Below are 15,754 nucleotides of genomic sequence, written 5' to 3'. Positions count from 1 at the left end.
CGAACGGAACGGCTCATGACGATGCGCATCCTGATCGCGAACATACCGGCAGGCGGTCACATCTACCCGACGCTGGCGATGGTCGGTGAACTCGCCCGCCGGGGCCACGAGATCACTTACGCCACGGTGAACGAGTACGCCGCACTCGTGGCGCAGGCGGGTGCCACGCCCCTCGCCTACCCGACCGTCGATCCGTTCGCCGTCGTGGGCGGGAAGGACTCCGACCGGGCCCCGCTGCTCTTCCTGGAGGAGAACCTCGCCATCCTGGAGGCGGCCGAGGCACACTTCGCCGACCAGGCACCCGACCTGGTGGTCTACGACGGAGTGGCGGCCCAGGCCGGTCGTATCCTCGCCCGTGCCTGGGGTGTACCGGCCGTACAGCTCAGCCCGGTCTTCGCCTCCAACGAGTCCTATTCGTACGCCCGCGCCATGATGGAGGCGGCCGGCGTCGGCGACGCCCCGCCGAGCGAGGCCATCATGCAGTTCGGCGCCAGAATGGGGGAGTTGCTCGCCTCCCGCGGTGTGGAGCAGTCCATGCAGGACTTCATGATGGCCGTCGAGGACTTCAACGTCGTCTTCGGCCCGCGCGCCTTCCAGCCGCGCGGCGAGACCTTCGACGAACGGTTCGCGTTCGTGGGGCCCTGCCTGGGCGAGCGGTCGTTCCTCGGCGACTGGTCGCCCCGCGACGACGGGCTCCCCCTCGCCCTCGTCTCCCTCGGCACCTCCTACAACAACGACCCGGAGTTCTTCCGGACCTGTGCCCGCGCCTTCGACGGGCTGCCCTGGCGCGCGGTGATGTCCGTCGGTGACGGAATCGACCCCGACACGCTCGGGCCGCTGCCGGCCAACGTGGAGGTGCACCGCTGGGTGCCTCACCTCAAGGTGCTGGAGCACGCCGACCTGTTCGTCACGCACGGCGGCATGGGCAGCGTCATGGAGGCGCTGCACTGGGGTTGCCCCCTGCTCGTGGTACCCCCGTGGCCGGACGTCGTGCCCAACGCCGACCGGATCGTGGAACTGGGCCTCGGCACCTCGCTGCGGCCCGCCGACCTCGACGTGGACCTGCTGCGCAAGCAACTGGTACGCACTGCCAACGACCCACAGGTCCGGGCCCGCGTGCAGGACATGCGGCGCCACACGCGCGAGGCCGGCGGCGCGGTCCGGGCCGCCGACGAGATCGAGGCGTACGCGAAGCGGGCGGTGTGAGCGGCAGTGCCGTCGTCGAGGAGGACCGCCTCGACGATCTGCACAACTGGCTGGCCGACCGGGCCGCGCACAACCGCATGGAGGTCACCCGCGTCCCGCTGGCCGCCATGAGCGGCTGGCGGCAGGACCCCGAGACCGGGAACCTCGTCCACGACAGCGGGCGGTTCTACACCGTCGAGGGCCTCCACGTCCGCACGGACCGCGCCTGGGCGGCCGAGTGGACCCAGCCGATCATGCTCCAGGACGAGGTGGGGATGCTGGGCATCCTCGTCAAGGAGATCGACGGCCTGCTCCACTGCCTGATGCAGGCCAAGGTCGAGCCCGGCAACGTCAACGGCCTCCAGCTGTCCCCGACCGTGCAGGCGACCCGGAGCAACTTCACCGCCGTGCACGGCGGCCGCCGGGTGAAGTACCTGGAGCACTTCACCGGAGAGCGGGGCGGCCGCGTCCTGGTCGACTCGCTCCAGTCCGAGCAGGGCAGCTGGTTCCTCGGCAAACGCAACCGCAACATGATAGTGCAGGTCATGGACGACGTCGAGGTCGACGAGGACTTCCGCTGGGTGGGCCTGGACCGGATCGGTGCCCTGCTGCGCGAGGACAACGTCATCAACATGGACTCCCGGACCGTCCTGTCCTGCCTGCCCCCCAGCATCGTCGAACAGGCCCGCGGTGCCGGCGGCCGGCCCACCGGCGACGACTTCGGCGAGCTGGCGCGCCGCTCCTTCAGCGGGGCCGGCCGCCCCCGCCACACCACGCGGGAGGCACTCAGCCGGCTCACCTCCGTACGGGCCACCACCCCGCTGGCCCGCCGACGCGTGCCGCTGGGGCGGACCGCCGAGGACGGCTGGCGGCTCACCGACGAGGAGATCAGCCGTGCCGACGCCCGCTACTTCAAGGTCATCGGCGTGGAGGTGCGGGCCAGCCGGAGGGAGGTCGCCTCGTGGGGCCAGCCGCTGATCGCACCCGCCGGACAGGGCCTGGTGGCGCTGATGGTGCAGCAGATCGGCGGTGAACTGCACGCCCTGGTACGGGCCAGGACGGAGGCCGGCACCCTCAACGTCGCCGAACTCGGCCCCACCGTCCAGTGCCTGCCCGCCAACCACGCCGGGGTGCCGGATGCCCACCGGCCGCCCTACCTGGCGCAGGCACTCGACCACGACCCCTCGCGGGTCCGGCTGGACGTCGTGCACTCCGAGGAGGGCGGCCGCTTCCACCACGCGCTCAACCGCTACCTGGTGCTGGAGACCCGCCCCGGTGAACTACCGCATCCCGCACCGGACTTCACCTGGCTGACGCTGGGCCAGATCGCCGGCCTGCTGCAGCACAGCAACTACGTCAACGTCGAACTGCGCAGCCTGATCGCCTGTCTGCTCACCCTGTGAACCAGGAGCCGGATCCCGTGCCCCAAGAGACCTCCGTGGACCCGGTGCGGATCGGTGTGATCGGCTGCGCCGACATCGCCCGACGCCAGATGCTGCCCGCCCTCACAGCCAACGACGACGTCCGCGTCGTCGCCGTGGCCGGCCGCGATCCCGCGAAGACCGCCCGGTTCGCCCGGTGGTTCGGCTGCGAGGCGGTCGACGGCTACGACCGGCTGCTGGACCGCACCGACCTCGACGCCGTCTACGTGCCGCTGCCCGCCATGCTGCACGCCCCATGGGTGGAGAAGGCGCTGCTGTCCGGCCGGCACGTGCTCGTGGAGAAGCCGCTCACCGCCACCCACGAGGACACGGAGCGGCTCGCGCGGCTCGCCCGTGCCAAGGACCTCGCCCTGTTCGAGAACTTCATGTTCCTGCACCACTCGCAGCACCGGAGGATCGCCGAGCTGCTCTCCGACGGCGTGATCGGCGAACTCCGGGCGTTCTCCGCCACGTTCACCATCCCGCCCAAACCCGCCGACGACATCCGGTACCTGGCCGACATCGGCGGCGGAGCCCTGCTGGACATCGGAGTCCATCCGGTCCGCGCGGCCCTGCACTTCCTCGGATCCGAACTGGAGGTGGCGGGGGCGGTGCTGCGCCGGGACCCCGACCGCCGGGTCGACCTGGCGGGCATGGCACTGCTGCACACACCCGAGGGCGTCCTCGGCCGGATCCACTTCGGCATGGAGCACTCGTACCGATCCGGATACGTCCTGTCGGGCAGCGAGGGCCGGATCGAACTCGACCGGGCCTTCACCCCGCCCCCGCACCACCAGCCGGTCGTCAGGATCGAGCGGCAGAACCACCGGGAGGAGCTGGTGCTCCCGCCCGACCACCAATTCGCCAACGTGACACGGGCCTTCGTCACGGCCGTACGAGAGGGCGAGGGGCGCCACGTCCACGCCGCTCTCTCGTCGCGTCAGGCCGCGTTGGTCAGTCGGATCCGTGCCCGAGCGGGCACGGTCGACGTGCATCCCAAGGAGTGACATGCCCAGTACCGACATCCGGCGGCCGTTGTGAAAGGCATCGTGCTGGCGGGAGGAAACGGCACGCGCCTGCATCCGCTGACCCGAGCGGTCTCCAAGCAGATCCTCCCCGTCTACGACAAGCCGATGATCTACTATCCGCTCTCCGTCCTCATGCTCGGCGGCATACGCGAGATCCAGGTCATCTCCACACCCGACCACGTGGGCCTCTACCGCGCGCTGCTCGGTGACGGAAGCCAGCTCGGGATCGAGATCAGCTACGCCATCCAGCAGCGGGCGAACGGCATCGCCGAGGCATTCCTCATAGGAGCCGACCACATCGGCGACGGTTCCGTGGCCCTGGTCCTCGGGGACAACGTGTTCCACGGCCCGGGATTCCCCACCCTGCTCCAGGGCCTCACCGCCGACATGGACGGCTGCGTGCTCTTCGGGTACGCCGTGAAGGACCCCGAGCGTTACGGCGTGGGCACCACGGACACCACCGGCCGGCTGATCTCGATCGAGGAGAAGCCGAGCGCGCCCCGCTCGAACCTGGCCATCACCGGGCTCTACCTCTACGACAACGACGTCGTCGACATCACGAAGAACCTGACCCCGTCGCCCCGCGGCGAACTCGAGATCACCGATGTCAACCGGGTCTACCTCGACCAGGGCCGGGCGCGACTGGTCGACCTGGGCCGCGGGTTCGCCTGGCTCGACACCGGTACCCACGACTCGCTTCTACAGGCCAGCCAGTACGTCCAGGTCCTGGAACACCGGCAGGGTGTACGCATCGCCTGCCTGGAGGAGATCGCCTTCCGCATGGGCTTCATCGACGCCGCGGCCTGCTACGCGCTCGGCGCCCAGCTCGGCCACACCGGATACGGCGAATACCTCATGACCATCGCGTCCCAGGGGAACTGAAGGAGATCCGCGTGCGTGTTCTGGTGACGGGTGGAGCCGGTTTCATCGGCTCACACTTCGTACGGCAACTGGTGAGCGGGGCCTACCCGTCCTACAAGGATGCCGAGATTCTGGTGCTCGACGCCCTGACCTACGCGGGCAACCTCGCCAACCTCGAACCCGTGGTCGAGGACCCGCGGCTGCGTTTCGTACGTGGCGACATCTGCGACCAGGAGGTCGTGACCCAGGCGATGTACGGCATCGACCTCGTGGTGCACTTCGCCGCCGAATCGCATGTGGACCGGTCGATCTCCCGGTCCTCCGAGTTCGTCAGGACGAACGTGCTCGGCACCCATGTGCTCCTCGACGCGGCCGTCAACGCCGGCGTCGGCAAGTTCGTCCACGTGTCGACCGACGAGGTGTACGGGTCGATCGCCTCGGGCTCCTGGCGGGAGGACTCCCCGCTGGAACCCAACTCGCCCTACGCGGCGTCCAAGGCCTCGTCGGACCTCCTGGCCCGCGCCTTCCACCGCACCCACGGGCTGCCGGTCTGCGTGACGCGCTGCTCGAACAACTACGGCCCCTACCAGTACCCGGAGAAGCTCATCCCGTTCTTCGTGGCCAACCTCCTGGAGGGCAAGCAGGTCCCGCTCTACGGCGACGGCGAGAACCGCCGGGACTGGCTGCACGTCGACGACCACTGCCGGGGCATCGCCCTGGTCGCCGAGAAGGGCCGGCCGGGTTCCGTCTACAACATCGGCGGCGGCACCGAACTGTCCAACCGCGACCTGACCGAGCTCGTCCTGAAGCACCTGGGGCTGGGCTGGTCCCGCGTCGAGATGGTCTCCGACCGCAAGGCGCACGACCGCCGCTACTCGGTGGACATCAGCAAGATCGTCGACGAGCTGGGCTACCGGCCGATGGTCGCCTTCGAGGAGGCGCTGCCCGAGACGGTCGACTGGTACGTCCACAACCGGCGCTGGTGGGAACCGCTGCGCCGGCGATGGTCGGACAGTTACCTACCGTCCGCCGAGGCCGTGGCACGCTCGGCACATGATCGGTTCCACGGCTCGTCTCGGCATTGACGTCGGCGGCACGAAGGTCGCGCTGCGCGCCAGGGCGGCCGGCCAGGAACTCCACGAGGAGACCCTGCGCTGGCCCGGTCCGGACGCCGAGCACGACCTGGCGGCCCTCGACCGGTGCGTGACCACCCTGCTCGCACGCCTGGACACCCCCGTCGACGCGGTCGGCGTCGCGATGCCCGCCACCCTCGACCCGGCCGGTCGGATCCTCGCCTGGCCGGGACGACCGTCCTGGCAGGGCGTGGACGTCCACGGCGTCCTGCGGGCCCTGTTCCCCACGGCCGTCGTGCGCTGCGCGGACGACGGCGACCTGGCCGCTCTCGCCGAGGCCGAGGCCGCCCGGTGCGCCGACGTGGTCTACGTCGGCGTGGGCACCGGCGTCGGGGGCGGCGTCGTCCTCGACGGCCGACTGTGCCCCGGACCCGACAAGGGCTCCTGCGAGATCGGGCACCTGGTCGTCGACAGCCGCGGCCCACGATGCGACTGCGGGCGCCGCGGCTGTGTCCAGGCCCTCGCCTCCGGCCCCGCCACCCTGCGCCGGGCCACCGAACTCAGCGGCTCCGAAGTCGACTTCGCCGCGCTACGACAGGGCTGGTCGGCCCGGACTCCCTGGGCGGTCACGGCCGTCGACGACGGCTGCGCCGCGCTCGCCGCCGCGCTCATCGGCCTCAACGAGATCTTCCGCCCCTCCCTCACGCTCATCGGCGGCGGATTCGCCAAGGCCCTGCCGGGCTACGCGGAGCTGGTCGGAGAACACGTCCGTTCCCTCGCCCGCCCCGGCCATCCGCCCGCCCCGGTCGGCCCCGCCGCGCTCGGAGGCCTCTCCTCGCTCGACGGCGCCCTGCTGCTGGCCGAGCGGTCCCTGCCCCGCGCCACCGTCGGACGGGGGGCCTGACATGGCGCGCCGCGACGAACTCGCCACCTCCGTGACCACGGTCGCGCCGGCGGAGCCCGGCCGGCTGTCCCGAGTCCTCGCGGCGACCGCCGTGGTCACCGCCGTCCTGCTCGCCGTCGCCGGAACGGTGCTGTGGCAGCAACGACGGGCCGCCGCCGTACCGGAGCCGGTCGCCACCGCCGAACTCGGCGGGCTCAGAGCCGTCCCCCGGCAGGCCTCCTGGGCGACCATGGAGCAGCACCACGCCGACAACGGCTACCAGATGCCCTCGCAGATGATGCCGGGCGCGCCCGAGGGCGACGACCAGCGGCTCGGCGTACCGATCACGCTCACCAACACCGGTGACCGGGTCCGGGAGTTCACCCTCCCCGAGGAGTTCTTCCTCGACGGCGGTACCGGAAAGCCGCACCCGCTGCACTCCGACACCCTCGGCACACTGCCCCGGCTGAGCCCCGGCAGCGCCGTGCGCGGTGTCCTCTACTTCGACGTCGAAGCGCCCGAGAAGGGCGATCCGCCCCTGTACCTCGTGTGGCGGCGGGACGGCGAGCAGGCCCGGATGACGGTACGCGTCACCGGCGCCTCGGCCCCCCACGCCCACGGTTCCTGACGACCGTTCACGAGACAGCCGACGATGAGGTCCTCAGGACCTCTCAAGGAGGACAACCCGTCATGGGCGAGTCAGCCCTCGTGCCCCGGGGCGAGGCCCCGCGCGCGGAGAGACACGAACCCGCCCCCGGCGGGGAATTCGTCGCGTTCCGGGCCCGGATGATCAGCACCGTCGTGCTGGCGCTCGGCACAGCGGCGTGGCAGCAGTGGATCGTCTTCGGGCCCGGCCCGTCCCTGCGGTCCCGACTGCCCTACTTCCTCGTCGACGTCATGCTCGCGCTGCCCGTCGCCGGATACGCGGTCCATCTCGTGGACCGCGCCGCCGCAGCGCTCGGCGCGCGGGCCGGCGGCCGCTGGGAGCCGACAGCCCGCGCCGCCGCGGTCGCCCTCGTCGTCACCGTCCTCCACATACCGCTCGCCGTGGCGCAGACCGTCGCCCACACGGTGATGTCGCCCGCGGACGGTCACCACCACGGCGCGTCAGGCCTGCCCGCCACCGACGCGGTCGGCCTGCTGCGCTACGGCGCCGGACAGGCGCTGCAGATCGAGATCGCGGCCCTGCTGGCCGCCCTGGCAGGCGTCGCCCTGGCCCAGACGTCCTTCGGCCGCCTGCGCCACGCGGTCGCCCGGCTGCTCCGGGGCGACGACCGTGCCGCCCTGTTCCGCAGGGGAGTCGTCGCCCTCCTCGTGGGCGCGCTGCTCAGCCCGACCGGCGCGACCGCGGGCCCGGAGCGGGAGACCCCCGCCGCCGGAGGATGTGCCACCGCCCCTCAGCGGGTCTTCGACATCAGCGCCATCGACGTCGACATCGTCGTCGACCGGTTCGGCGACCACGACCCCTACGGCTACATGTACGTCCTCGACGACCAGGAGGACGAGGTGCGCGCCCAGGAGGCCGCGCTCCGCCGGGCCTCCGCCCTCGACAAGGACGACCCGACCGCGGCGAAGGTGTCGCCCGGTCTCGGCAAGGACCCCATCCAGCCCCTCGTGGCGCGGGCCCGCCTCGGCGAGTGCGTCGTCATCAACCTCACCAACAAGCTGACCAAGGCACCCCGCAGCGGACCGCTCGGCAACCCCGCCATCGTCCAGCCCGGCGGCGTCCCCGCCGTCTCCGTCGACATGGCGGGCGTGGCCTACGACGCCGCCGCGGGCGAGGGCGGCCAGCCCGTCGGCGACAACCCGGGCAACTCGCCGGCGCGGCCCGGCGAGACCAAGCAGTACCGCTACTACCTCGACCCGCTGATGGGTGAGGGCGCCAAGGTGTTCCGCAGCGGCGGCGAGTCCAACCAGCTCACCGCGCACGGGCTGTTCGGCACCCTGGTCGCCGAACCGGCCGGTTCCCGCTGGTTCGACCCCGTCACCGGCGCCGACCGCACCAACCAGAACACCTGGAGCAACTGGGAGGCGATGATCCGGCCGCTCGACGGCCCCGCCTTCCGCGAGTTCACCCTGATGTACCACGAGATCGGTGACGAGAACTTCAACCTGCGCCGCCCACTGCGCGAGAACGACGAGGGCATCCCCATCGGCGGCGACACCGGCATCCCGGTCGGCGACCAGATCGAGCTGGGGCGGCCACTGCCCATGATCGACGTGCGGCCGCCCACCCCGTCCATCCCGAACGAGGGAGGGGCGAGCACCAACGCCTACCGGCCCGGCAGCCGCGCCATCAACTACCGCAGCGAGCCGTTCTACCGCCGTCTCCAACTGGAGGCGGCCCGGGGAGCGGACGCGCAGAAGGCCAACAAGTCGCTGGCGTACAGCTCGTACACCTACGGCGACCCGGCCACCCCGATGCCTCGCTCCTACCTGGGCGAGCCGACCAAGACCCGGCTGGTGCACGCCGGTGCCGAACAGCTCCATGTGCACCATGTCCACGGCGGCGGCACCCGCTGGCGGCTGAACCCCGGCTCCGACGACACCGCGATGGACTCGGGGCTGTCCAAGACCCCCGTCCAGGACGCCAGGTCGATCCGGCTCGACTCGCAGACCGTCAGCCCCCTGGAGTCCTTCAACCTCGAGCACGAGTGCGGGGCCGGCGGCTGCCAGCAGGCCGCCGGCGACTTCCTCTACCACTGCCACATCTCGCACCACTACCTCACCGGCATGTGGGGGCTGTGGCGGGTCTTCGACACCGCGCAACCCACCCTGGCCCCCCTGCCGGGACGCACGGCGCCACCCGCCGCCGTGAACTCCGCGGGTCTGCTCGGCCGTACCGTCGAGGGCAAGAAGGTGGTTCTGCGAGACGACCTGACCGACCCGGCCCGGCAGACCGCCCTGGAGGATCTCGTCGAGGGCCGTCTGCCGCCCCGGGGCGCACGCTGGAGCACCGCCGACGGGCCCGATCCCGACGACGCCACCGTCTGGGACTGGCAGAAGTCCGGCAGCGTCGAGAGACCTGTCTACCTGGGAGAACCCGAGACCTCCTCGGTCTGGGCCAACTATCGCTCCCCGAACCCGGGCGAGCGGCCGGAGATCGGTTTCAACCCGGTGACCGGCAGACCCGCCTACCCGATGCTCAGACCCCATCTGGGCCAGCGTCCACCGTTCGCGCCCAACGGACACGCCGGAGCACCCGGAGTGGGTGAGACGGCGACCCAGCGACGGCCGGGCGGTCTCTGCCCGAAGAACGCCCGGGTCCGCGACTACGACGTAACGGCGCTCCCCGTCGAGATCCAGGCCACGGACCGCGAACGCGACAAGAACGGCGAGATCTACGTCCTCAACGAGGACAAGAAGGCCGTGCAGGAGGGCCGCAAGCCCGTCGACCCGCTGGTCATCCGGTCGAACGTCGGCGACTGCGTCGCGATCACCTTCGGCAGCGAACTGAAGAAGGAGGTACAGAGCAAGGTCAACATGCACACGCACCTGGTCCAGTTCGACCCGCTGGCCTCCGACGGAGTCGTCGCCGGTTACGCCTTCGAGCAGTCCGTCTTCAACGCCTCGCGGGAGAACCGGACACTGACGTCGACGGAGTCCCCGGACGGCATCCGCGTCTCCACGGTCGGCAGGATCCGGCCCGGCGTGTCCGTGGCCGTCGGCGTCGGGCGCGAGAACATCGAGGTGCGGACCATCACCGCGATCGACGGTGACCGGCTCACCTTCGACCGCCCGCTGGCGAAACCGCACGAGGCGGGGGAGCCGGTGACCGTGGAGTTCGTGCAGTACCGGTGGTTCTCCGACGTCGACACCGGGACCGTCTTCTGGCACGACCACGTCGACGCCATCGCGTCCTGGGCGCACGGCCTGTTCGCCGCGCACATCATCGAACCCAGGGGTTCCGTCTACCGCGATCCGGTCACCGGCGCCGAGGCCAGGAGCGGCCCCGTGGCCGACATCCTCAACACCAGCGGCAGCGTCGGCGTCGGACAGCGCGGCTCGTTCCGCGAGTTCACCGTCTTCCTGCACAACGGGCGCAGAGGCCGCGGCGAGCTGTACGGACCACCGGGTCCCGGACTCAACCCCTTCAACGCCGGACAGGAGTGCGAGGAAGGGACGATCAACCTGAGAGCCGCACCCCTGGGTGAGAGATCCTCGCCCGGAGCGACCCCGGCCGACCCGGCGACCACCGACCAGCGCCAGGAGTACAACGGTTCGCGCTGCCGCAACGCCTTCAGCCGCGCCCCCGACGACCCGGCCGGCCCGGACGCCAACACCGTGAGGGCGACGGTGACCACCGTCGACCCGTACGCCTTCTCGTCGGTGAAGTACGGCGATCCGCGCACACCGCTGCTACGGGCCTACGCAGGCGACCCCGTCGTGATCCGCACGGTCGGCGTCAACGACCGCGCCGAGGCCCTGCGCATCCAGGGCCACCGGTTCCGGATGGAGCGCTTCAACGCCGACGGCCGGCTGATGGACACGGCCACCACCGGCATCTCCGAACGCTTCGACTACGTCCTCGACGGCGGCGCGGGCGGCCCCTCGGCCAGTCCCGGCGACTACCTGTACTACTCCACCCGCACCTTCGCCCTGGAGAGCGGAGCCTGGGGCATCCTCCGGGTGCACGACCGCCTTCAGAAGAACCTCCGGCCGCTGCCCGGCCGTACCCCTGCACAGGGAGCGGGCTTCCCCAAGCAGACCGCGGCCACCGGCGACACCCAGGCACGGCCCGGACCCGACCCGGCACCCGCGTACCGTGCGGACGGCACCCCCGACCCGTCGGTCGTGTCGGCCGTCGCCGGCAGCTGCCCGGCCACGGCCCGGCGCCTCGCCTACGACGTGTCGGTGATCGACCGACCGCTGCCGACCCGGCCCTTCCCGGACCAGGGCGGCGTGATCTACGCCCTGACCTCCGACGTCGTCGGCATCAAGGACGGAAGCAAGCCCGTCACGCCGCTGGTCCTGCGCGCGAACAAGGGCGACTGCGTCTCGATCACCCTGCACAATTCCCTCTCGGAGGGCTCACTGTACGGCGGCACCCGCGCGGGACTGGACCTCGGCATGCTGGTGCGCAACCAGCAGCTGGCGGCGGGTTCCGCGGTGGGCCTCAACGCCGACACCACCGTGGCCCGCGGAAGGGCGATCACGTACACCTTCCACGCCGACCGGGAACTCGGCAGCTCGCTGTTCCAGAACCTCGGCAGCCCGGCCTCCCTGCGGCACGGCGCGTACGGCATGTTCGTCGTCGAACCCGCCGGCTCCACCTGGTCGGACAGCGCGACGAACGAGCCGCTGGGCGCCACCAGGACAAGCACGGAGGCCATCATCCGCAGACCGGACGGGACGAGGTTCCGTGAGTTCGCCCTGCAGATGCAGAGCACGGACCAGCAGTTCGGGCGGAGCATCCTGCCCTACGGCGACCAGGTCGCGGGCAACGGCCTGAACAGCGTCACCGCCGCCAACCGCCCGGTCGCGCCCGTACCCGGCGCACCGCCGGGCACCTCGGGCAACAGCGGCTCCTTCGACAAGGGCTACAACCACTTCAACTACCACGGCGCGCCCCTGACCGAGCGGCTCGGACTGACCGCCGAGGTGAACGACTTCACCAGAGCCACCGTCGTCGGTTCCTACGGCGCGGCGTTCAGCTCCACCCCGTACGGCGAACCGGAGACCCCCGTCTTCCGGGCGAACACCAAGGATCCGGTGGTCTTCCGGGTGGGCGTCGGCGCGTCCGACCAGGTCCACTCCTTCACCGTCAGCGGACATGCCTTCCCCCTCGAACCGGGGATGGCCGGCTCCCAGATGATGAGCGCCCGCACCATCACCGCGGGCGAGACCCTCGACGCCCGGCTCGGCCCGGCCGGCGGACGGTTCGGATACACCGGGGACTATGTGTTCGCCGACGCCCGGCAGCCGTTCGCGGCCGCCGGGATGTGGGGCATCCTCCGCATCCTCGGGCCCGGTGCGCCCGGGGCGCCCGCACCGCTGTGAGGCGACCCCCGTCGGTCCCGCCCCACGGCAGCCGGCGTCACCGATGGCCCGGCCGGCTGCTGCTCGTCACGGTGGCTGTGCTCGGAGTGCTGCTCGGCGCTCCGGCACAGCCGGCCGCGGCACACGCACAGCTGATGTCCACCTCCCCCCGCAACGGGGAGGTGCTGCCCGCCGCCCCCGCCGAGCTGGTGCTCGTCTTCAGCGAGCGGCTCAGCCCCGTCGAGGACGGCATCCGGCTGACCGGCCCCGACGGGCCGGTCAGCCTGCCCGGCCAGGGGCGGGTCGACCCGAAGGCCCCGCAGCGCATCGTCATGCCGCTGCCGGCGTCGCTGCCCGACGGCGTGTACACCGTCGACTGGCGTGTCGTCTCGGCGGACTCGCACCCCATCCACGGCGCGTTCGTTTTCGGGGTCGGCGCCGCCGACCTCGGCAAACTGCCCACGACGGGCGCGGAGGCCGAGGGCATCGACGCCCTCGGAGCCGTCTTCTGGGCCTTCCGGCTGGTCGGCTACACGGGCTACGGCCTCCTCGCGGGCGGGGCCACCCTGCTGGCCGTGTGCTGGCCGGCGGGCTGGGCGGAACGCCGGCCGCGACGCGTCCTCACCGCCGCCTGGCTCACCGCCGTCACGGGAACGCTGGGCGTCGGGCTGCTCCAGGGCCCGTACTCCGCGGGACGCGGTCTCGGTGCCGTCGTCGATCCGGGTCTGCTCGCCGGCACGCTGGACACCGACTACGGCGTCTCGGTGACGGCCCGTCTCGCGCTGCTCCTGCTGACGGGCGGGCTGCTGTACGCCCGGTGGCGACGCGCGGGGGAACGGGCGTGGGGCTGGGCGGCCTCGGCGGTGCTCCTCGTCGGAGCACCCCTGACCTGGGTCGGAACCGGCCATGCCAACGCCGAGCCGGGAGTGCTGTCCACGCTGTCCGTGGTCGGGCACCTGGCCGCGATGGCGGGCTGGCTCGGCGGGCTCGTGTTCCTGCTGCTCTGCCTGGTCCGCGGTGCCGCGAGCACACCGCCCGACGAGGCCGGCACGGCCCTGCGGCGCTTCTCGGTCCTGGCCACCTGGGCCGTGGTCGTGCTCGTCGCCTCCGGCGTGCACCGCGCCTGGGAGGGCGTCGGATCCTGGAAGGCCCTGGCCGGCACCCCGTACGGCACCCTGCTGGTGCTGAAGATCGCGGCCACGGGGGTCGTGCTCTGGCTCGGCTCGATGTCCCGGTCGGTGGTGAGACGCCGCTATGGCGGAACCACCCGGGCCTCCGCGGGCCCAGGCGCACGCAGACAGCTGCGATGGACCCTGCGGGCCGAGACCGGCTTCGCGGTGTTCGCGCTGGCGGTCGCGTCGGCGCTGGTGGCGACCCCGCCCGGATCGCGGCCCGAGGCGGGAGCGGGCGCCCAGGCGGTGCCCGCTGCCCACCGGAGCGTCGACGTGCCCCTGGAGAAGGGCACCGTGCGGGCCGTCCTCACGCCTGCCGGCACGGGCCCGAACACCCTGACCCTGACGGTCCGCGACAGGGCGGGACGGCCGTGGGACGTGCCGGAGGTGCGCGCCGCCCTGGAACTGCCCGCCCCGAAGACCGGGCCGCTCCAGGTGACGCTCGGCAGAAAGGGCCCCGGCAACTACCGCTCCGAGGCCCTCATCCTGCCCAGGACCGGCACCTGGACCCTCCGCGTCACGGTCCGTTCGTCGGAGATCGACCAGGAGACGGTCACCGCCGACATCGCCGTGGGCTGACCGGTTCGCCGGCCCACGGCGATGTCGGCCGGGGAACCGGTCAGCCGCTGCCGATGCTCCGGGGGTGCCGGAAGAAGCCGGTCGGGTCGTACGCGGTCTTCACCCGCCGCAGCCTGGCGTAGTTCGCGCCGTAGTTGTCGGCCCCCCAGCCGGTGACCAGCCGGGTGGTCGGGAAGTTGATGTACGACCCGCTGGCGACCGGCTCCAGCGCACTCGCGCCTCCGCCGGTCCACGCGTCGACGTCGGCGCGCTCCTCGGCCGGCGGCGCGGCACTGTCCAGGCCCACCTGGTAGCCGACCAGGAACCGCGCGTCGCGGTGGAAGAACGCCGAGTCCTCCGGGCGCACCTCGCTCGCCGCGCCCCCGAGCGCGATCACCTGGAGGTAGCGGTGCTTGAGCGACCGGTGCGAGTCCCAGGCCGACAACAGCGCCGCCGCCTGGCTGTTGGTCGTCGTCCGATTGGTGAGCCGGTACTCCTGGCGCTGGTACGGAGTGCGCGGCAGCACGGCGTCCGGGTTGGTCCCCGCCCGCTGGCACTGCTCCGCCGTCAGCTCGCCACAGCCGTACGCCGTCTTCATGGCGGTGGCGAACGGCATCAGGTTGGCGGACCGCTGCATGGGCGTCGCCCCGACCCGCTCGGCCAGTTCGTCGAGCGCGCCGTCGAGGGCGGCCTGGGTGCCGTAGTGACCGCCGAAGATCCGCAGCAGCGGGGCGCCGCTGCCGGAGTCGTTCGGCGGCACGACGAGCAGCGAGGACCCCAGGTCCTTGGCGGCGGACGTGGTCCACTCCTGCCAGGCGGTCAGGACCTCGGGAGCCTGGTCCCACGACCAGGCCGTGCTGTACATGACCATGGTGGGCGCCTCGATGGGGAGGACCTCGAAGTCCACCACCACACCGAAGTTACCGCCACCGCCACCGCGCACCGCCCAGAAAAGGTCGGGCTCCTCGGTGGCCGAGCAGCGCACGACGCGCCCGTCGGCGAGAGCCACCCGCGCCGACACGATCCGGTCGGCACCCAGGCCGAACTTACGGGTCTGCCAGCCGACGCCACCGCCGGAGACGAACCCGCCCAGGCACACGGTGGGGCAGGTGCCCGTCGCGAACTGCTTGTTGTAGGGCTCCAGTCGACGCATCGCGTCCACCGACTGGGTGCCCGGTCCCGCGTGCACGGTACGGCTGCCGACGCGCACGTGGCTCATCCGCGACAGGTCGATGACCAGACCGTCACCCGTGGACCAGCCGGCCAGGTTGTGGCCACCGCTGCGGATCCGCACCGGTATGCCGTTGTACTGAGAGAAGAGCACACAGGTACGGACGTCCGACTCGGTCTCGCAGTAGACGACGGCCCGCGGGTTCGCCGAGTCGTACTCGGCGATCTGCAACTGCTTGGCCGTGTCGTACCCGGCGTCGGACGGCAGGACCACGTCACCCTGGACGCGGCCGCGGAGCCGGTCCCACTCGGTGCGGTGCCCCGCGGACGCCGGCGCGGCGCCCAGGGCGACGGCCGCCGCGGTCACACCGCCGCCGGCCCGAAGAAGAGATCGTCTGCTGAGCAAGGTTCCCCCTGATTGTCA

10 protein-coding genes are annotated in these 15,754 nt (G+C 71.8%); 9 read left to right on the top strand and 1 reads right to left on the bottom strand.

The window, feature by feature from the left end; genetic code table 11:
- Positions 1-15: 15 nt before the first annotated feature.
- The 9 genes from ACFWJX_RS28220 (at position 16) to ACFWJX_RS28180 (ending at position 14,181) form a co-directional block, all read left to right on the top strand.
- The gene (locus ACFWJX_RS28220) at positions 16-1,206 is read left to right on the top strand and encodes a macrolide family glycosyltransferase (protein WP_383248610.1); all 1,191 of its coding nucleotides are present in this window, start codon (positions 16-18) and stop codon (positions 1,204-1,206) included.
- Entirely contained in the window at positions 1,203-2,588 is a 1,386-nt protein-coding gene (locus tag ACFWJX_RS28215) for an NDP-hexose 2,3-dehydratase family protein (RefSeq protein WP_383248608.1), read from the top strand. Before ACFWJX_RS28220 ends, ACFWJX_RS28215 begins: the two co-directional genes overlap by 4 nt.
- Positions 2,589-2,605: 17 nt before the next feature.
- Complete coding sequence (locus ACFWJX_RS28210) at positions 2,606-3,613, top strand: Gfo/Idh/MocA family protein (RefSeq protein ID WP_383248606.1); 1,008 nt, start codon at positions 2,606-2,608, stop codon at positions 3,611-3,613.
- Between the two features lie 30 nt (positions 3,614-3,643).
- Complete coding sequence (gene rfbA, locus ACFWJX_RS28205; RefSeq protein WP_383248604.1) at positions 3,644-4,516, top strand: glucose-1-phosphate thymidylyltransferase RfbA; 873 nt, start codon at positions 3,644-3,646, stop codon at positions 4,514-4,516.
- A gap of 11 nt (positions 4,517-4,527) precedes the next feature.
- A complete protein-coding gene (gene rfbB, locus ACFWJX_RS28200; protein WP_383248602.1) occupies positions 4,528-5,580 on the top strand; it encodes a dTDP-glucose 4,6-dehydratase in 1,053 nt (350 codons plus the stop codon).
- Entirely contained in the window at positions 5,549-6,472 is a 924-nt protein-coding gene (locus ACFWJX_RS28195; protein ID WP_383248600.1) for an ROK family protein, read from the top strand. The genes rfbB and ACFWJX_RS28195 overlap by 32 nt, the downstream gene beginning before the upstream one ends.
- A 1-nt stretch (position 6,473) precedes the next feature.
- Positions 6,474-7,079: a hypothetical protein gene (locus ACFWJX_RS28190; protein ID WP_383248598.1), complete on the top strand. Its 606-nt coding sequence runs from the start codon at positions 6,474-6,476 to the stop codon at positions 7,077-7,079.
- A gap of 62 nt (positions 7,080-7,141) precedes the next feature.
- The gene (locus ACFWJX_RS28185) at positions 7,142-12,451 is read left to right on the top strand and encodes a hypothetical protein (RefSeq protein WP_383248596.1); all 5,310 of its coding nucleotides are present in this window, start codon (positions 7,142-7,144) and stop codon (positions 12,449-12,451) included.
- A 134-nt stretch (positions 12,452-12,585) separates the two neighbouring features.
- Entirely contained in the window at positions 12,586-14,181 is a 1,596-nt protein-coding gene (locus ACFWJX_RS28180; RefSeq protein ID WP_383248594.1) for a FixH family protein, read from the top strand.
- A gap of 40 nt (positions 14,182-14,221) precedes the next feature.
- Here ACFWJX_RS28180 and ACFWJX_RS28175 read toward each other — a convergent pair whose 3' ends face one another.
- Positions 14,222-15,736: an FAD-binding oxidoreductase gene (locus ACFWJX_RS28175; RefSeq protein ID WP_383248593.1), complete on the bottom strand. Its 1,515-nt coding sequence runs from the start codon at positions 15,734-15,736 to the stop codon at positions 14,222-14,224.
- Between the last annotated feature and the right edge of the window lie 18 nt (positions 15,737-15,754).

Source organism: Streptomyces sp. NPDC058335 (genome assembly GCF_042723915.1).
Classification (GTDB): Bacteria; Actinomycetota; Actinomycetes; order Streptomycetales; family Streptomycetaceae; genus Streptomyces.
The sequence above is the reverse complement of the archived record's forward strand: the minus strand, read 5'-3'. Positions and strand labels throughout refer to the sequence as shown.